Source organism: Pseudomonas sp. JAI111 (genome assembly GCF_024809425.1).
Taxonomy (GTDB): Bacteria; Pseudomonadota; Gammaproteobacteria; order Pseudomonadales; family Pseudomonadaceae; genus Aquipseudomonas.
Map to the genome: position 1 here is coordinate 1 of NZ_JANUCB010000016.1, position 15,682 is coordinate 15,682.

The window sequence follows — 15,682 nt, forward strand, 5'->3', positions numbered from 1 at the left end:
TGTTGACTATCAGTCTGACTCCACAAGCACCCACACGAATTGCTTGATTCAGTTGTTAAAGAGCGGTTGGTTAAGATCTTTCGTCTCAACCGAGGAGCGCATCTTACAGCACATCTCCTCAAAAGCAAACCCTTAAAAGCGCATGATTTTTTCATTCAAATCAATTACTTACGCTAGGAGCAAGTTCAATATGCTCGTTAGCGGGAGGCGAATAATACAGGATTAAAACAGGTGGTCAACCCCCGTCTAAAAATTCTTTCCCCTCCCCCAGAGCCTGGGTGCTGACTCACCGCTTTTGGCGATTGCCGCCAGACGCCCATCGTTAACTCCAGGTCGATTAAAGACCTTCGCGAAAGACCACCATTAAAGAAGCGGGACAGATCACGATGGGTCAGCATTTGCCGTCATCGTAGTCTGCCCCTCTCATGCTAAGCGGGGCGCGGTGCTTCAACAGGTGGGGTACCGTCGTGAAACATCGTTTTCAGTTGAGCACGCAGTTCTGGTGAGTCGGTGTGCTTGTGAACGCTGACCGCATGCTGTGCGGCAGCCTCGAGCAGTTCGTTTTCAGAGTCTGCGCTGAGCGCGACGGAGCATTTGGAGTCGCTTGGAAACTCGCGGCAGTCGATGTATTTACGCGCCATGATCTTCTCCTCTTTACGACGAAGGCAGGCCGTGACCTGCGTGAACGATCACTCGACGCGCCACCCCATGTATTACCCAAGACTGCAGGTCGTATCGAGTGTGCTGACTCTTAAAGTATAGGCCCGCCTCCGCGGCCACCAGCGACGCGATGCCTGCTGAAAGACCAGAATTGATGCCAGTTAACGGGGCCTTGCCACTTGATGGGTCGTTAAGAGATGACGCGTGAGAAACCATAGAATCAATGCGCTGGCGCTGATCAAAGCGCCCAGCAGGCTGACTGCTGTCCAGCCCCAAAGCGCATACACCTGAGTCGCAGCGGCCGCACCCAGTGCGCTACCGACCGAGTAGAAGCACATATAGGCACCGACCATGCGGCTTTGGGCGTCGGGGCGTGCCGCGAAAATGATGCTCTGATTGGTGACGTGTATCGCCTGCACCGCAAAGTCGAGCACCACTACACCGCAGACCAGCGCGACCAGGGATGTCTCGGCAAACGTGATGGGCAACCAGGACAGCGTCAGGAGCACCAGCGAAATGCCGGTCACGCGTTGCCCATGACCTTGGTCGGCCCAGCGCCCCGCTCTTCTGGCCGCAAGTGCGCCGGCGACCCCGGCCAATCCAAACAGGCCGATTGCCGTGTGTGAAAGTGATAAAGGTGGCGCGCTCAATGGCAGCACCATCGACGTCCACAGTACGGAAAAAGCGGCAAAGATCATTAGACCCAGCAGGCCTCTGACGCGAAGTGTCCGCTCGGTGATGAACAGTTTGAAGAGCGATCCTATGAGCGCCCGGTAAGTAGCTTGATGCCTTGGCGACGCAGTGACTGGAACCACCCTCCACAGCACCAACGCAAGTATCAGCATCACCGCCGAGGACAGAAAATACACAGCGCGCCAGCCCGCGACGTCCGCGATCAGGCCAGAGGTGAACCGCGCCAATAGAATGCCCAGGACAATGCCACTGGTCACCGTGCCCACTGCCTGTCCGCGTTGCGATGGCGTTGCCAACGCCGCGGCGTAAGCCACCAGCACTTGGACGACCACTGCCAGCAGGCCCATTACGATCATTGCACTCAACAGGGCGATCCATTGCTGTGCTGCGCCGACGACCGCCAGCGCAATGGCAGACAGCAATACCTGAGTCAAAATCAGCCGCTTGCGGTTGACCAGATCGCCGAGCGGAACGATGAACAGCAGCCCCAGCGCGTATCCAATCTGAGTCGCGGTCACCACGACGCCGATCATTGATGAAGCAACACCCAGACTCTGAGCCATTGAGTCGAGTAAAGGTTGTGCGAAGTAAACGTTGGCTACTGCGAGCGCACAGGTGACAGAAAACAGTAACGTGAGCGAAGCAGAGAGTCCTGGAGTTCGGTGAGCCCTGGTGCTTTCTTCGATATCCGCAGGCGGCAATGCCGAGGGCTGACTGAGGAAACGCTGGGTAGCCGGGTCGGCATCTGCTGTCATGTACGCCTCCTTGGCGCTAAACTGGTTGCGATTAAAAACCAGATCGATTGTTGCCGTATCTTGTTTCAAATTGCAACCACATTACACCAACTCAGTGGACAGGCTTGGCAAACACATATTCCGGAAGGTCAAAAAAATGGTCGCAGACGCATCACCGCAAAGCAGCGAATGCCCCGTAGCAAGAACACTCGAGGCCATCGGAGATCGCTGGTCGCTCATGATCATCCGCGATGCCTTCGACGACATCCGTCGGTTCAGCGAATTTCAGAAGAGCTTGGGCGTAGCCAAGAATATTCTGACATCACGACTGAAAACGTTGGTTGCAGTCGGCGTATTCGACGTCCGACCAGCGTCCGATGGCAGCGCCTATAAGGAGTATGTGCTGACGGATAAAGGACGGGAGATCTTCCCGGTGGTGGTCAGCATGAGGCAGTGGGGCGAACGTTATCTGTTCCAGTCGCAGGAGGCGCGTTCTGTGCTGTTGGATAAAGAGTCAGGCCAGCCGTTGATGCCGCTGGATGTTCGCTCATCAAAAGGTCGGAAACTTGGCCCATCGGACTGCCGCAGGGTACGACTCGTTGACGGCGGGTCGTGAGCCGACAGCAACTACCTGATTGGAAGACCACCGCGCGACTTTCTGAAAGATCCGGAGGCAATCCATGAGCAAACAACCTCAGCCCCGCAGCCGCTCCAACCCTCAGCCCCGATCCCGTCCGGTAGTGCCCAGCCTGCCCGGTAAAACGGGAAATAAATCAGGGGGTTCACGCGGTATCTTTCCGTCGAAGCCTTCGAATTGAGCGATAAGCGGTTTATTTTCCGAATCGCGAAGCGAGGTCTGCTATCAGGACGTTCTCAATTCCCGACATGAGCCTTCATGACCACCCGTAACCCTGCCCCGAGAGCCGGCACCCGCTTGGCTATTCTTGATAACACGCGCTGCGAGGATTGTTGAATCGATGGCCAGCGGCACGGGCACCAGGCGCACAGGTCTGGTTACAGGTTTGCGGGTTGAGCAGAGGATTGAATCATGAAGATGTTAATGATGGTCGAATGCCCTAATGAACCCTTCAACTCCCTTATCAAAGCCGGCACGGCGGGCCAGCTGATTGAGCGCATTCTGGCGAGCATCAAGCCGGAGGCGGCTTATTTTACCGAGCAGGATGGCATGCGTGGCGGGATCTTTCTGGTCGACGTCAATGAGCCATCCGATATCCCCGCCTTGGCCGAACCCTTTTTTCTTAACTTCAATGCCAGCTGCAAGTTCCGCATCATGTTGAGCGCGCAAGATCTGCAAAAGGCTGATTTGGGAAGTCTCGGGCAAACCTGGGGGTGAGGCGCATCCATTGCTGCCATCGGTCACCATCAGATCAATGAAGTTCTTTTAAAACTCCGCGCTGCGTAAATGATTGGCTTTAACGCGGGATTCAAATAAGGACCCGGCCTCATCAGTCGGGTTTTAAATGCCCTACCCTCCAAGTCACTCCACAGAGGCGATTAATGAGCTATACCGGCTAATCTCCTATTGCAGTTCTTCAATACCGGAGGTTGGCAATGAAGCTCAGATATTCACTGACTGCTCTATTGATCAGCGCAAGCCTCTTTGGCTGCGCCACTTCATCACACCCAGGAGCGAGCGTCACCCTGGTTGCCACCCGACAGAACACCGGTCAGATCGGCAATGTGACATTGTCAGACTGGGGCAAAGAAACCGGACTCAGCTTCTTCATCAGTGGCGCTCCCAGTGGATCGATACTGCCCTTGCGGCTTTACACATTCATCAATAAAGGTAGTTGCCAACAACCTGGGCCCGTCGCCTACGCCATGAATGATCGCGTCAACACCGAACGCCAAGCGGTGCGTGGTTGGTCATTCTCAAGAACCGCACCTGTGGCTTTGCCGGTCCTGTTGTCCGGTGAGTACTCCATCGTCGTGCGGAGTGCACCGGACAGTGGCAACGTTGATATCTTTTGTGGGGATATCAAAGGTGGCGGTGCGGTGAAATAGCCGCGACCGAAGCCGATCCGAATGTTTACGACGGGCAGCGCCGTACATAGCATTGCTCGGTAACCCGTGCGCCCCATTGCTCCCCTTCTTGCTCCTGTTCCAATTTAAAACCAGCGTCTTCATAGAGTTTACGCGCGACATCGAGCCCCTTGAATGTCCAAAGCCTTGTCGCACAAAAGCCATGTTCGTCACAGAACTTGATGGCTTGCGCCAATAAGCGCTTGCCTGCGCCTTTGCCACGCGCCGAGTCATCAAGAATAAAGCATCGCAGAATCGCTTCGCCGCCCTCTCCTTCGCCATCTATGGCAATGGAACCGACAATCCGCTGACCGTCCAACGCCACCCAAACTTCATTGCGTGGATTGTCCAAACGCCCCATCAACTCCGCCATATCCGCAGCAACCAGACTTTCGAACGGCTGGCCGAAGTTCGCAAGCCTGGCATAGTAGTCGGAATGCATCTGCACAATTCGGCCGATTATGCCGGGTCGGTAACCCCGAGCAATGTCCAGCGGCGCCGAGGGCGGTTGAGCCATGCCGAGTCGATGCGCGTGCAGGGCCGCGGCGTAGTTGGCGATGCCCTCACTGACGGCCTGCTGTTGCTCGGTAGTTAAGTGCGACATCGCCGCACTCACTTGTTCCCTGGCGAAAGAATCAATGGCTCGCAGGGTCTCCATGCCCTTTGCCGTGAGCTGCAGCTTCTTGGAACGAGCATCTTCCTCGTTCGGGACTTCCTCGATCTCGCCCGCCTCAATTAACTTGCGGACCATGCGGCTCACCGAAGACTTCTCCAGGCCGAGAAGCTCCACCAGTTCCACGGCAGTCAACGACCTCCGCTCACCAATTTCCACAATTGTGTGAACCGACGAAGGCGGATAGTCCGTCGCCGCCAGAGTGGCTTGCATGAACCCCAGCTCGCGCACCATGAGGCGCGATGCTGAACGGACTTGGTTGATCAGGTCTGGCTGTGAATGAGTCACGGGGAGCACACCTCGAATGAACGGCTATTTAGTTGTATAGCACAACTAAATAGTCGTCGATTGAGATGGCTTGTGATCTTGGGGTGGCGTTTTTTTGCGGCGGAGATTACCAGCTGCCGTACGGGATCCCGAATCGCTCGATATAGCGCTTCGATTCTGCACTAACCGGATAAGCATAACGCCCTTCAGTTTTACCTTGGCTTGGCCCCAAAGGCTCCACTTCCGCCTGTGCGCGTGCAACTTTGATCGATTTCAAGCATTTGTCGGTCACCCAAACCTGCACGATGCCCCCCGGAGCAAGTCCGAGGTAAACCATTGTCAGGAAATTGGCAGGCTCTTGAGGTGTCGCCGGGCAACGCTCATTCACCGAAGCGTGCATTAGCTGCCGTGCTTCCTCAGGAATATCGACCCATGCGCGATATGTTTTCGACTCAACGATGGACTGCCAACGAACAAAAATACGCTTCGGTAGATCCGCACCGACTACGCCACGAATGCTACTGCTTATATTTTTATTCCAGCCACGAGCAGATTCCGTGCCGTCTTCTGGCTCACTACTCGCTGCCGTGCCACCTCCAGTTCGACGGAAAAGTTTGCCGTTGATGTCCTCAACAGCAGTGTCTTCCACCCAAACTTTCATATAAGAAGGCTCAACGAAACTGAGACTCCACCACTCACTCTTCGGGTCGTTTTTGCCAGAGAGCAAGTCGCCTGCATGGCAACCCACTACAAAAAAAGCGCCCAGTAAAATGAGGATCGAGCGCATCAGAATGTTCTCCAGGTAGAGTCAGGGACGTGAGGATGTCGTACACGAACACCGTCGCTCGTAGGCGCATTGGTGTAGCGGATGGTCAGGCCAAGCTCACGGCTTGCCCCTATTGGGTTACTCCAATTTGCAGACATGTGAATGTATTTGAGTTTCAACAGTTTCTCTTCAGCAGGTTGCGGCTTGTAGTTACCTGCCAGAACCCTGTCGCAAAATGGTTGGAGCTCGGAAGGCACGGAGTATTCCGGAGTATCCGGGATATCGTTCAATTGCACGCCTTTCTCCGTCGCCAATTTGTGCATTAACCGAAGATACACCGACGAAAGCTTGCCATTGACCGTCCGATTGAGTTGCAGGCCTGCGTACACCCGCAGCTCTTTTGGTCCGATCTTTTCCTGCGATGCGGCTATCGCCAAAGTCGGCTTGGGAGTGACAACATCCAGCATCGTTTCGGGCCAACCGTTGGCGACCATTTTTGCCTTTTGCTGCATTGCATCCCGATAGATGGATGTAGTTTTAACATCGGTACCATCTGGCACCGTGAGTGCCTGCATGGAACCTACCAGCACGCACTCCTCCACTTCCTCACGATAACCACCTCCAATATCGGAGTGCACTCCGGGCACAGGGATCTCAAGATGCGCGGGAATCACTGTGCTCAAGGCGAAATTGGCGCGTCGTTCGTCTCGGGCTGTTAATTGAACGACATCGGTAAAGTATTTACGATCCAAGTACAACTTGATTCCGGGAGCAGCAGGGCTTTGGATATTTCCCAGATTAGTGAATCCCGCGACTGAAGGGACAGTATCGAACAAACCAATGAAGCCCATCAAAATCTCACTGTTGTACTGCCCCGTAAATCTAGCGCTGAAGCCAGCAGAGTTGCCGCGCAACACCTCTCCCAATGGCCCCTGACTACAACGTACAACTTCGTTTGCAAAATGCCTGGCGGCTGCAGCCCCTCGGCTGAAACCAAAGGTATCGAAGGTCAACGAAGTGATCTCATCTCCAGGGTTTTGATCGATAGCCTGTTTGACCAAGGCTTTCAGTAAAGAAAATGCGTTTTGGACTTTGCCCGCAACACCCGTGGCACCGCGCCCGGTTGCGGCATTGCCGAAGCTGTCTTCGTTTCCGCTTTCGGTGCCTATGCCTTCGACGTAAAGACTTCGTAACATCAACTTGGTCGATCCTTCACCTTTTACATCTTTGGCTGCTGGATAAAGCTCATAAAGCTTGAAGACATTACTCACATCATTCCCGTAACTCCCTTCGGGATCCGCCATATAAGGCTTACAACTCGCGTCGACATCGGTCGGCAGAATCGGATGATGTGCGCCGCAAAGCAGTCCCGAAGCGGAGTTGCTGGCATTGTTCAGCGTCCCGTCGAAGAACACGCCAATGCGCAACGCGACCCTGACCTTCTCTTTTGCGGGAGCCGGTGCTTTGCCGTGTTTCTCATATTCGGCCCAGCGGTTGGCATGGATGTCGACGGGTTTGGCTTCGTCGTATCGATAGTTTTTCGGGGGGTTGGGTACGTATCCACTCATTCCTTGATCACCTGGCTCCTTGGTGTAACGGGCGCTGAGGGTGCCACCGTGGATCCAATCAAGCAACGCGTAGCCTGATGCCATCATTCAGGGAAGGACAGCTCGTCCATCCATTGCCGACGTCGATAGTCACCATCAATTCAATGAAGTTCTCTTAAAAACTCCGCGGCGTAACATCGCATCCATACCAAACAACTACACCCCGGAGCACACCATCATGAAACGCCAACTCTTCCTCAGCATCGCTTTCTCGGTTTTTGCAGCTAACGCTTTCGCCGCTACTTCGGCTTACCCTGTTGTCGCTGAAGGCGGCTCGGATCGTCTGATTGAAAGTCGAGTGGCTGAGGGTGGCTCGGATCGTCTGATCGAGAATCGCGTTGCCGAAGGCGGCTCTGACCGTCTGATGGAAAAACGCGTCGCCGAAGGTGGTTCCGACCGTCTGATCGAAAACCGCGTAGCCGAAGGCGGCTCTGACCGTCTGATGGAAAAACGCGTCGCCGAAGGTGGCTCGGATCGTCTGATCGAAAACCGCGTTGCCGAAGGTGGCTCTGACCGTCTGATGGAAAAACGCGTCGCCGAAGGTGGTTCTGACCGTCTGATCGAAAACCGCGTTGCCGAAGGCGGCTCTGACCGACTGATGGAAAAACGCGTCGCCGAAGGTGGTTCCGACCGTCTGATCGAAAGCCGCGCTGCATAAATGCCTGGTTTCACCGCACTACTCAACGCAGAAGCCCGGCCTGAACAGCCGGGCTTTTTCGTATGCAATTGATCGGTTTCGTTTGCTGCCTGTCTGCCTTGAACAAACGCGGGTCGTTCACTCAGATGAAGCAACCGAACGGGCCTTGCGTTTGCGTCTAGCCTGTTCATCCTCCTCCAGTGCCTGACGCATAAGCGCCCGAGCGGCCCAGGCGGCAGTGTCGAGAGACTCTTCGATACTCGCCTGACCGATGTCGCGCACGGCGATCAACGCCTCGGTGCCCATGACGATCGACAGCGCCTGCTTCAATCGTTTGCGTGCACGGGGTGAAAGCACGTCCTTCAGCGAATCGACAATCGGCGCTACGTAGCTCATGCGTCGACCCGGTCGCAGCGGCTCGTGGGCTTCACTGTCCAGCCATACCGTCATGAATGAACGCTCCATCACGTGCAGGGCGATTTCGTCTTCGATCAAGAGTGTGTTCAATGCATTCGCCGCCAGGCCTATGCCCTTGACCGGATCTTCTCCCGGCTGCCAGAGCTGCTCCAGCGGTGGCATATCCCGATCGGTCGCCGTTTCGCTGATCAATGCTTCAGGCGAGGGGAAGTAACGATAGGCCGTGGCCCGCGACACCCGCGCGCGCTCGGCCACTTGTGCAACCGTTGGGTTCAGGCCTTCGTCGCGCAATGCGACGGCGGCATCGAGCAACGCTTGACGCGTTCGCAGGCGCTGATTGGCACGGCCTTGGGTATCGCCGTCTCTGACCGACGGGCTTGACGTGGAATTCGACATGGAATAAATGATACTCCGTCTTGTAATGAGACTTGAGTCTCATGATAGACACATTTCAGCAACTGAGCGCGCCTCAGGGCGCATGAGGTAAATGTCATGAATATCAACCCTCGTTCGCGGACGTGGTTTCGGCTCGCCGCCCTCTACTTTGCGATTGGCGTGGTGCTGGGTGTGGTGATGGGCGCTTCCGGCGACCACTCACTCTTCGCGGTTCATGCTCATATCAATCTGTTGGGATGGGTATCGATGGCACTGTTTGGGCTGATCGGCACCGTGCATCCGGCAATGAATGAAGGGCGCGTTGCGACAGCACAGTACTGGATGTACAACCTGGGCGTCCCGGTGATGCTCGGTGCGCTGACGCTGCGCCTGAAGGGTTTCACGGCGGTGGAGCCATTGATCGGTGCCGCATCAATCCTCGTCGGCTGCAGTGTGCTGCTCTATGTGTGGCTGGTTTTCTCGCGCATCGCCATCACGGCCGAACGTTTGCGGAGCACAACTGGCGAATCAAGCCTTTCATAAGGCAAAACAGGACACGGCGTCAGGGCAGCGATCGGTGCGTGACGATTGCTGCCCTTGCGTTCCGAGAAAATAAGCCCCGCAGATACCCGCCGCAAGGACGCGAAATTACGTCTGCCGCACAATATCGACCGAGATCTCCACCGCTGCAATCGTTCCTCGATTCTCAAGCCAGTGAGTGGTGTGCCTGTCCTCGGGCCAGCCCACGCCCGGCCCATAGTCGGTCGCGACGCCATTACGGTGATCGGTGATTGTCCCTTGCAGGATGTAGACGGTGCCGGGCCTGTCCACATGGTTGTGAATCGGTCCGAAGACGCCGCCGGGCTCGATGGTTACCCGACGCATTCTGAGTTGGCGCCCTGCCATGCCCTCGATCTCGGGACCCAGATCAATCGTTGCCAACAAGTCCACTGTCACGCCTTTCGTCTCAGGTGCCACCTGTTCGTCGCTCATGGCGCGCCTCTTTTTAAACACAGGGCCTGCCTTTAAGTAGAGACACTAAAAGCGCCGATCAGTCGGGAGGCGACGAAGGGTCTATGGTTTGGTCCACGATTCAGGGGTTTTTGTCCGCTCTTCCCCATGGACAGGCGCAACACCAACTAATCTCAACAGAGCACGGCACGAGCCCATTCACGCCTCAAGCCTCTTGATCCAGGGGAGATGAGATGACCGGTCTAACAGCGCATCAATGCTCGTTATGGATTCTGCCCTCCCTGCTCGCCATCAGCCTGGCGCTGACAGCGGGTTGCGCGGGCAAACCGGCCTCGACGCGTTATCTGGCCTCCAATGCCAGCTCTGCTTGCTACGCAAAAGCCCTCCCCACCGCTGGCGAAGGCGGCCTGGCTTGGGGGAATACGTTGGGCATGGCGCGCAAGAAATCCCTGGATAATTGCATTCGCTATGCCGGCCGCTCCGGTGGCACGCCAGATACCTGCAAAGTGGTGTTGGCGCAATGCAAGAACTGATCAACACTCCGTCGTTGGAGCAATAGAGTTTCAGTGCGCGCCATCTGCTTGATGGTTCATTGGCCTCCGCTTGTCAGCTTCTCAGCACCTTCTGCCTTGCATTTTTTCCAACGCCGTATACCCCCTCATACGGCGGATCAAACCATGAACGGAACAATCGCTGCTCTCATGATCGCTGGCCTGGTGTCCGTTGGCACGCTGCCCGCACTGGCAGGCGAAAACACGGTTGCAGACTCGGCGGTTCCACCGGCCGCGCTTCCGGGTATCAACCAGCCTCAGGGTGTTGAATCCAAGGAGGACAAGGCCGACAAAAAAGGCGAGGAAGCGTCAGGCTCCAACTCCGGCGCCGATTCGCAGGCCACGGACAATGATGCGGCGACTTCGAGCGGTGGCGACGACACTGAGAAAAAGCCCTAGGAAGGATCAGCGGTCCTCTTGAGTGGCCGGTTCATCGCTCCCAGTGTGAGCCCAGGATGATGCTGCACAGATTGACTCGCTTGAAGTCTGGATCCTTGTAGGCCAGAAAATCATCGTTGAAGGTACCGAACGTACTGCCGGGGCGATGCATCATCCCGAGATAAAATTCGTCGATCATCTTGTGGGCGAAATCGCTTTCACGCGGATAGGCGGCAATCACCGCCTCGCGTTGTGCGTCCGTGAACAAATCAAAACCACGTCCTGCCACGTCCATGCCCGCTCCGGCTTGCACCAGGGCGATTTCTGCGTGCATGTGTTCCGGGATGCCCGGCGTCGTATGGAGAGCAACGGCGGTCCAGACTTTTTCGATATCGCCCTCGTTGATGTGATGGCTTCGCAGGAAATCACGCGCGGCGTTGGCACTGTCTACCTCGAAGCGCAGCTGACTCTCCCGGTAGATTGAGGTCAGGCCCAGATCGTGGAACATGGCGGCGACGTACAGCAACTCTGGATCAAAGATCAGGCCCTTGCGTTTTCCGAGCAAAGCGCCCCAGTGGTAAACGCGCGTGGAGTGGGTAAACAGCAATTCGCTTTCGGTGTCACGAATGAGTTGCGTCACTTCCCGAGCCATCGTGCTGTCGGGGATTTGTACGCCGGCAATGTCGTTCGTCGACATGGATTTTCCTCCTGTGTCTAGCGCCGCCGGTTTTACATCGGCAACGCCGGCCAGCTGATCGGCCCTGATCGCTCCATTGGAGACGGCTACCTCAAGGGTTCGAACCCAGGCAGATCAACCCGTTGAAACTGAAAAAAATACACGTCGAGCAGGTTGCAACACAGTGCCAATATTGCGGATTTTTAGTGCGCCAATGACCGGCGTGACCACACTCACCATTGGCCCTTTCAAGCAATAAACGCAGCACGAATGAAGTCGATCGGCTTACTCGGGTCTCAGCTGGCTCGCGGGCACCACCGTGTCGATGCGCCCGGTGGCCACGTCGTAGACCAGGCCTGTCACGGTAAATCCACCGGGCAGGTTTGGATTGGCTTTCAGGGCTGCCACATCGACTCCGACCGCTTTGTAAGGATCGTCGATTTGCAATGCCGTCAGGTCAGCCTCGGACACGCCCATGTGTTTCGCCAACAATGCGGGGGCGTGGTGATAGCAGCCACTGATACCGCAATCGGTGTGCTGCAGGACGATCAGGTTCCAGCCCTGGCCCACCGCCGCGCCACCGACACGGGACACGGTGCCGAGGATGGCCATCGTCTCGAACAGCGCCGGGTTCACCCGGCCACCGACATTGCGGATAACTGCCGCCTCGCCAGGGGCAAGCTTGAGCACGTCCATCGGGTCGACGCGGGGGTCGACACAGCCGAGGATCAGTGTTTTTTGCGAAGGAATAATCTTGAGGTCGGGATGAAAACCGGTCGTTGCGAACTCGCTGTTGCGTTGGGTCAGCGTCTGTAAAAAATCCATGATGAGCTCCGTCAAACAGGTGGGGGACTGCCGCGTTGCGGCAACCGGGTGAACATCATCGCCTGCAGGATCTGCGGTTCGGCGGTGAACGGGCACCCGTCAGTTCGGGGAAGCGCTGGAGGGCTTCGGCTCCGATGGGCCAACTATGTCGTCTTGCCCAAACCGGCGGTAGCGGTTGAATCAGGCTAAGATTTATATCGAGTCAGCATTAATCATCGCCTGCGACACTTGCGACGCTCTCGGGTGAGCGGCACGGGCTCGCTTGAACAGGTAAACCGGCATGCCGTTGAAAGACATCCTCGCCTTGCGGCTGTATACCCGCGTAGCCCGACTCGGCAGCTTCTCGGCCGCCGCACGGGAAAGCGGGCTGGCGCAGTCCCAGGTGTCACGGATGATTGCCGAGCTGGAGGCGAGCCTGGGCGCGCGGCTGCTGTCGCGGACCACGCGGGCCGTGGTGCCGACCGAAGCCGGGATGGAGTTTCTGGCGCGCATGGAACCGATCCTGGCGGCGGTCGACGATGCCGAGAACAGCGTGCGCGAGAACGGAGAATTGCGGGGTTTGCTGCGTATCGGCATGCCCTCGACGATGGGTATTCGCGTGATCATCCCCAGATTGTCGGCCTTTACTGAACGCCACCCGATGCTGCACCTGGAGCTGATGCTCGAAGATCAGTGGCAGGACATGGTCAAGGAAGCCGTCGACATCGGCATCCGCGTGGGCAACTTGCCGGACCTGGCGGGCACGGCCAGACGGATTGGCACCATGCACCGTGTGATCGTTGCCTCTCCCGCTTACCTTGCACGCCACGGCACGCCAATGACCCCGACCGACCTGGAGCGACACCGGATCGTCGGTGGTCCGGCAGGTTCGCAGGCTTCATCCTGGCAATTCGAACGCGACGGCGTAGCGTCAACCATCAACCTCGCCCCACAGTTTTCTACCAACGACACCGCCGGGGCGCTGGCAGCCGCGGCAGGAGGCCTGGGCATCGTTTCGACCACGTCCTGGGCCTGCGCTCTGGAGTTGGCCAGTGGCACCCTGGTGCATCTGCTTGCGGAGTGGAAAATGGCCGACCTGCCCGTCCATGCGTACTTTCCGCAGGGACGCACGACGCGTCTGGCGGCGCGTGCGTTTGCCGACTTCCTCGCCACCACGCTCGGCAATAAACATGCGGAATCTGCCGTTTTGGGAGACGGTGCATAAACCACGGAATATCGCCTACCTCGCTTCATGCCAAGCGTGTGTTCGGGCGTTTGCGGGCTAAAGCGAGGCTCAATGAAAACGGGCGCCGAAAACGGGCGCCATCAAGGCGCCCGTTTTTCAGTGTCAGTGCGTTTTATTCGAGATCGAGTTACCAATCTTGCTTAACCCTTTGGTGTTGTGATCACCGGGCGTTGTGGCCGAAATGGCCCTGGCTTTGGCTAAGCCGCGAGTATCTTTGGAGTGGGCGACGCCAGAAGTCGTTGCTCCGTGACCGCGATCACTGCCGTAATGGTTTCCGCTTTCACCACGGTCGCGGACTGCCTTGCCGGCATGATCGCTGGCCAGCCCTTTACCGTGTCCGTTGCTGTCGGAGCGGCCGTCATGATCCGCGTCGCTATGGCTGCCACTTACACCGCCGCTATGGCCACCACTCGTACCGCCGCTATGGCCACCACCATTTCCGCCACTGTTTCCACCACCATGCCCCCCTCCGTTACCGCCACCGCCTCCATTACCGCCGCCGCCTCCATTGCCACCGCCACCGCCACCGCCATCTTTCGCATAGGCAGAGCCCATGATGGACAGGTCAACGGGGAGCAATGGCGCAGCTGCAAGCATCAGGGCGCAGGAAAAGACTGCAAAGAGACTTTTATTCTTTAAAAGCATGATGGCTTCCGTAGGTTGATATCGCGTGTCATAGGACGTGATAACCCGGTTTCAGTTCCGGGTGTTGCGACGGACGGAAGCCTTGCAGACATGCCTGAGTCGCACGAAGAAAAAAAACCTCTTCGGGTAATGAGATTCAAGCGCTTTAACTCATCTACCATTAATCAAAAGCGCCGTTCAAAACTTCGTAGACAAGCCCCGTCGCCAACGCGACCAGGATCAAGTCGACGCCGACTTGCTGCCACTCGTACCCGTCATAATGAGGCAATCTGCCGACCAGGCGGCCATCCAGCTTTTTAGCAATTCCCGGCGGCAATGGTTTGCCGCGAGCGAGGTTTTTCTGAATGCCGGGGGGCAAGGCAGGACCAGGACTCCAGTAGTCCCGGTGGCCGCCAATAATCCCCAGGATATTGTCGCGATTGACGCTCGGACCATGATCCCAATCGCCGCCCGTGGCATTTTTGCCTTTATTGGCATGACCTGCCTGATTGCCATGATTCTGGCTGTTCTGCGGGTTTCCCTTGCCGTTACCTTGGCCCTTTCCATTTCCAGGGTCAGCCAGCGCAGTGGTCGAGCCGCAGACCAGTGCAAGGCTTGTCACGGCGGCAATCAATGAGCGAAATCTGAACATCGAGTCGTTCCTTCAGCAGGGAGATAGCCCCCTGACTGTAGACGCTTTCAACGGTGTGGGTTTCATATCACCCGGCCAGCCCCTGGCTCACCGACGCATTGTTGATATAACTCAACGATTTTCCTTCGTTCAAGCGTAAAAAATACTGACCGGGTAATCACAATCCGTTATCTCTCGCGCACTTTACAGAGGACTCCATCATGAACGACTTGAGCCTGCGTAATGCCATCCTCGATGAACTGCAGTTCCAGCCTGAAATCGATGCCGCCAACATTGGCGTGGCCGTGGATAACGGTGTGGTGACGCTCTCTGGACACGTTTCAAGCTACGCCCAGAAAATCAGTGCAGAGCGCGCAGTCAAAAGTCTCAAAGGCGTACGCGCAGTCGCTGAAGAAATCCAGGTGCGGCCGGAGAAAGGCGCCGGCACGGCAGATGACACCATCGCCAGTCGCGCGTTGAAGATCATCAACTGGAGCTCCGATGTCCCCGATGGCGACATAAAAATCATCGTGCAGGACGGCTGGGTCACCCTGGAAGGCGAAGTTGACTGGCAGTACCAGAAGGAAACCGTGGAGCGGGCCGTGCGTAAATTGTCCGGCGTGGTGGGCATTCACAATGACCTTACCCTGCGTCCTCGTGTAGACGCCGGGAATATCCAGCGCAGCATCGAAGAAGCACTCAAGCGCAATGCCGAAGTCGATGCCGAGGGGATTCACGTCAAGGTTCAGGGCGATGTGGTGAAACTCGAAGGCAGGGTGCATTTGTGGCGCCAGCGCCAGATTGCGGAACGGGCGGCCTGGTCGGTGCCCGGCGTCAAGGAGGTCATCGATCACATATTGCTTGCCTGAATCGCGGACCCGGGGAGCCTGCGACCTCCCCGGGAGGCTCAAGAACGGCCTGTTCGACA

At 56.9% G+C, this 15,682-nt stretch carries 20 protein-coding genes; 9 read left to right on the forward strand and 11 right to left on the reverse strand.

The features are described 5' to 3' along the window. Positions 1-428: 428 nt before the first annotated feature. Positions 429-641, reverse strand: a complete 213-nt coding sequence (locus HNR03_RS30525) for a DUF1059 domain-containing protein (protein ID WP_008074349.1) — start codon at positions 639-641, stop codon at positions 429-431. Positions 642-821: 180 nt separating this feature from the next. Then, a complete protein-coding gene (locus tag HNR03_RS30530) occupies positions 822-2,108 on the reverse strand; it encodes an MFS transporter (RefSeq protein WP_259158128.1) in 1,287 nt (428 codons plus the stop codon). A gap of 136 nt (positions 2,109-2,244) precedes the next feature. Between HNR03_RS30530 and HNR03_RS30535 the strand changes: the two genes are divergently transcribed. From HNR03_RS30535 to HNR03_RS30545, 3 genes are all read left to right on the forward strand, one after another. Continuing rightward, a complete protein-coding gene (locus HNR03_RS30535) occupies positions 2,245-2,703 on the forward strand; it encodes a helix-turn-helix domain-containing protein (RefSeq protein WP_259158004.1) in 459 nt (152 codons plus the stop codon). 432 nt (positions 2,704-3,135) lie between these two features. Then, the gene (locus tag HNR03_RS30540; protein ID WP_259158006.1) at positions 3,136-3,441 is read left to right on the forward strand and encodes a panthothenate synthetase; all 306 of its coding nucleotides are present in this window, start codon (positions 3,136-3,138) and stop codon (positions 3,439-3,441) included. A 218-nt stretch (positions 3,442-3,659) separates the two neighbouring features. Next, entirely contained in the window at positions 3,660-4,112 is a 453-nt protein-coding gene (locus HNR03_RS30545; protein WP_259158008.1) for a hypothetical protein, read from the forward strand. A gap of 25 nt (positions 4,113-4,137) precedes the next feature. Here the strand turns inward: HNR03_RS30545 and HNR03_RS30550 are convergent, their stop codons facing one another. The 3 genes from HNR03_RS30550 to HNR03_RS30560 all read right to left on the reverse strand — a co-directional run bounded on the left by HNR03_RS30550 (position 4,138) and on the right by HNR03_RS30560 (position 7,404). Continuing rightward, positions 4,138-5,037 (reverse strand): bifunctional helix-turn-helix transcriptional regulator/GNAT family N-acetyltransferase, encoded by a 900-nt coding sequence (locus tag HNR03_RS30550; protein WP_259158130.1) that lies wholly within the window; start codon positions 5,035-5,037, stop codon positions 4,138-4,140. Positions 5,038-5,197: 160 nt separating this feature from the next. Continuing rightward, positions 5,198-5,857, reverse strand: coding sequence for a DUF2931 family protein (locus HNR03_RS30555; RefSeq protein WP_259158010.1), 660 nt, complete (start codon positions 5,855-5,857; stop codon positions 5,198-5,200). Further along, complete coding sequence (locus tag HNR03_RS30560; RefSeq protein ID WP_259158012.1) at positions 5,857-7,404, reverse strand: DUF2235 domain-containing protein; 1,548 nt, start codon at positions 7,402-7,404, stop codon at positions 5,857-5,859. The genes HNR03_RS30555 and HNR03_RS30560 overlap by 1 nt, the downstream gene beginning before the upstream one ends. A gap of 217 nt (positions 7,405-7,621) precedes the next feature. Between HNR03_RS30560 and HNR03_RS30565 the strand changes: the two genes are divergently transcribed. Then, a complete protein-coding gene (locus HNR03_RS30565) occupies positions 7,622-8,101 on the forward strand; it encodes a phage infection protein (RefSeq protein WP_259158014.1) in 480 nt (159 codons plus the stop codon). A gap of 117 nt (positions 8,102-8,218) precedes the next feature. On the opposite strand, the gene HNR03_RS30570 is transcribed toward HNR03_RS30565, so the two are convergent. Continuing rightward, entirely contained in the window at positions 8,219-8,893 is a 675-nt protein-coding gene (locus HNR03_RS30570; protein ID WP_259158015.1) for a TetR/AcrR family transcriptional regulator, read from the reverse strand. Positions 8,894-8,989: 96 nt separating this feature from the next. Here HNR03_RS30570 and HNR03_RS30575 point away from each other — a divergent pair, with 96 nt between their 5' ends. After that, entirely contained in the window at positions 8,990-9,415 is a 426-nt protein-coding gene (locus tag HNR03_RS30575; RefSeq protein WP_259158017.1) for a hypothetical protein, read from the forward strand. A 105-nt stretch (positions 9,416-9,520) separates the two neighbouring features. Here HNR03_RS30575 and HNR03_RS30580 read toward each other — a convergent pair whose 3' ends face one another. Then, the gene (locus tag HNR03_RS30580) at positions 9,521-9,865 is read right to left on the reverse strand and encodes a cupin domain-containing protein (RefSeq protein WP_222587415.1); all 345 of its coding nucleotides are present in this window, start codon (positions 9,863-9,865) and stop codon (positions 9,521-9,523) included. A gap of 212 nt (positions 9,866-10,077) precedes the next feature. Here HNR03_RS30580 and HNR03_RS30585 point away from each other — a divergent pair, with 212 nt between their 5' ends. Both HNR03_RS30585 and HNR03_RS30590 read left to right on the forward strand, forming a co-directional pair. After that, positions 10,078-10,377, forward strand: a complete 300-nt coding sequence (locus tag HNR03_RS30585) for a hypothetical protein (RefSeq protein WP_259158022.1) — start codon at positions 10,078-10,080, stop codon at positions 10,375-10,377. Between the two features lie 144 nt (positions 10,378-10,521). Beyond that, on the forward strand, positions 10,522-10,794 hold the full coding sequence (locus HNR03_RS30590; protein WP_259158024.1) for a hypothetical protein: 273 nt from the start codon (positions 10,522-10,524) through the stop codon (positions 10,792-10,794). A gap of 31 nt (positions 10,795-10,825) precedes the next feature. Here HNR03_RS30590 and HNR03_RS30595 read toward each other — a convergent pair whose 3' ends face one another. Both HNR03_RS30595 and HNR03_RS30600 read right to left on the reverse strand, forming a co-directional pair. Beyond that, positions 10,826-11,470, reverse strand: coding sequence for an HD domain-containing protein (locus HNR03_RS30595; RefSeq protein ID WP_259158026.1), 645 nt, complete (start codon positions 11,468-11,470; stop codon positions 10,826-10,828). A 264-nt stretch (positions 11,471-11,734) separates the two neighbouring features. Then, entirely contained in the window at positions 11,735-12,274 is a 540-nt protein-coding gene (locus HNR03_RS30600) for a carbonic anhydrase (RefSeq protein ID WP_259158028.1), read from the reverse strand. Between the two features lie 280 nt (positions 12,275-12,554). Here HNR03_RS30600 and HNR03_RS30605 point away from each other — a divergent pair, with 280 nt between their 5' ends. After that, positions 12,555-13,478, forward strand: coding sequence for a LysR family transcriptional regulator (locus tag HNR03_RS30605; RefSeq protein WP_259158030.1), 924 nt, complete (start codon positions 12,555-12,557; stop codon positions 13,476-13,478). Between the two features lie 123 nt (positions 13,479-13,601). Here HNR03_RS30605 and HNR03_RS30610 read toward each other — a convergent pair whose 3' ends face one another. After that, positions 13,602-14,144, reverse strand: coding sequence for a hypothetical protein (locus HNR03_RS30610; protein ID WP_259158032.1), 543 nt, complete (start codon positions 14,142-14,144; stop codon positions 13,602-13,604). 160 nt (positions 14,145-14,304) lie between these two features. Continuing rightward, positions 14,305-14,775, reverse strand: a complete 471-nt coding sequence (locus HNR03_RS30615; protein WP_259158034.1) for an anti-virulence regulator CigR family protein — start codon at positions 14,773-14,775, stop codon at positions 14,305-14,307. Positions 14,776-14,975: 200 nt separating this feature from the next. Here HNR03_RS30615 and HNR03_RS30620 point away from each other — a divergent pair, with 200 nt between their 5' ends. Continuing rightward, the gene (locus HNR03_RS30620) at positions 14,976-15,623 is read left to right on the forward strand and encodes a BON domain-containing protein (RefSeq protein WP_222587423.1); all 648 of its coding nucleotides are present in this window, start codon (positions 14,976-14,978) and stop codon (positions 15,621-15,623) included. Positions 15,624-15,682 lie beyond the last annotated feature (59 nt).

Coding starts and splice junctions, on each gene's coding strand:
- HNR03_RS30525 (WP_008074349.1), bottom strand. CDS start 641: ATGGCGCGTAAATACATCGACTGCCGCGAGTTTCCAAGCGACTCCAAA.
- HNR03_RS30530 (WP_259158128.1), bottom strand. CDS start 2,108: ATGACAGCAGATGCCGACCCGGCTACCCAGCGTTTCCTCAGTCAGCCC.
- HNR03_RS30535 (WP_259158004.1), top strand. CDS start 2,245: ATGGTCGCAGACGCATCACCGCAAAGCAGCGAATGCCCCGTAGCAAGA.
- HNR03_RS30540 (WP_259158006.1), top strand. CDS start 3,136: ATGAAGATGTTAATGATGGTCGAATGCCCTAATGAACCCTTCAACTCC.
- HNR03_RS30545 (WP_259158008.1), top strand. CDS start 3,660: ATGAAGCTCAGATATTCACTGACTGCTCTATTGATCAGCGCAAGCCTC.
- HNR03_RS30550 (WP_259158130.1), bottom strand. CDS start 5,037: ATGGTGCGCGAGCTGGGGTTCATGCAAGCCACTCTGGCGGCGACGGAC.
- HNR03_RS30555 (WP_259158010.1), bottom strand. CDS start 5,857: ATGCGCTCGATCCTCATTTTACTGGGCGCTTTTTTTGTAGTGGGTTGC.
- HNR03_RS30560 (WP_259158012.1), bottom strand. CDS start 7,404: ATGAGTGGATACGTACCCAACCCCCCGAAAAACTATCGATACGACGAA.
- HNR03_RS30565 (WP_259158014.1), top strand. CDS start 7,622: ATGAAACGCCAACTCTTCCTCAGCATCGCTTTCTCGGTTTTTGCAGCT.
- HNR03_RS30570 (WP_259158015.1), bottom strand. CDS start 8,893: ATGTCGAATTCCACGTCAAGCCCGTCGGTCAGAGACGGCGATACCCAA.
- HNR03_RS30575 (WP_259158017.1), top strand. CDS start 8,990: ATGAATATCAACCCTCGTTCGCGGACGTGGTTTCGGCTCGCCGCCCTC.
- HNR03_RS30580 (WP_222587415.1), bottom strand. CDS start 9,865: ATGAGCGACGAACAGGTGGCACCTGAGACGAAAGGCGTGACAGTGGAC.
- HNR03_RS30585 (WP_259158022.1), top strand. CDS start 10,078: ATGACCGGTCTAACAGCGCATCAATGCTCGTTATGGATTCTGCCCTCC.
- HNR03_RS30590 (WP_259158024.1), top strand. CDS start 10,522: ATGAACGGAACAATCGCTGCTCTCATGATCGCTGGCCTGGTGTCCGTT.
- HNR03_RS30595 (WP_259158026.1), bottom strand. CDS start 11,470: ATGTCGACGAACGACATTGCCGGCGTACAAATCCCCGACAGCACGATG.
- HNR03_RS30600 (WP_259158028.1), bottom strand. CDS start 12,274: ATGGATTTTTTACAGACGCTGACCCAACGCAACAGCGAGTTCGCAACG.
- HNR03_RS30605 (WP_259158030.1), top strand. CDS start 12,555: ATGCCGTTGAAAGACATCCTCGCCTTGCGGCTGTATACCCGCGTAGCC.
- HNR03_RS30610 (WP_259158032.1), bottom strand. CDS start 14,144: ATGCTTTTAAAGAATAAAAGTCTCTTTGCAGTCTTTTCCTGCGCCCTG.
- HNR03_RS30615 (WP_259158034.1), bottom strand. CDS start 14,775: ATGTTCAGATTTCGCTCATTGATTGCCGCCGTGACAAGCCTTGCACTG.
- HNR03_RS30620 (WP_222587423.1), top strand. CDS start 14,976: ATGAACGACTTGAGCCTGCGTAATGCCATCCTCGATGAACTGCAGTTC.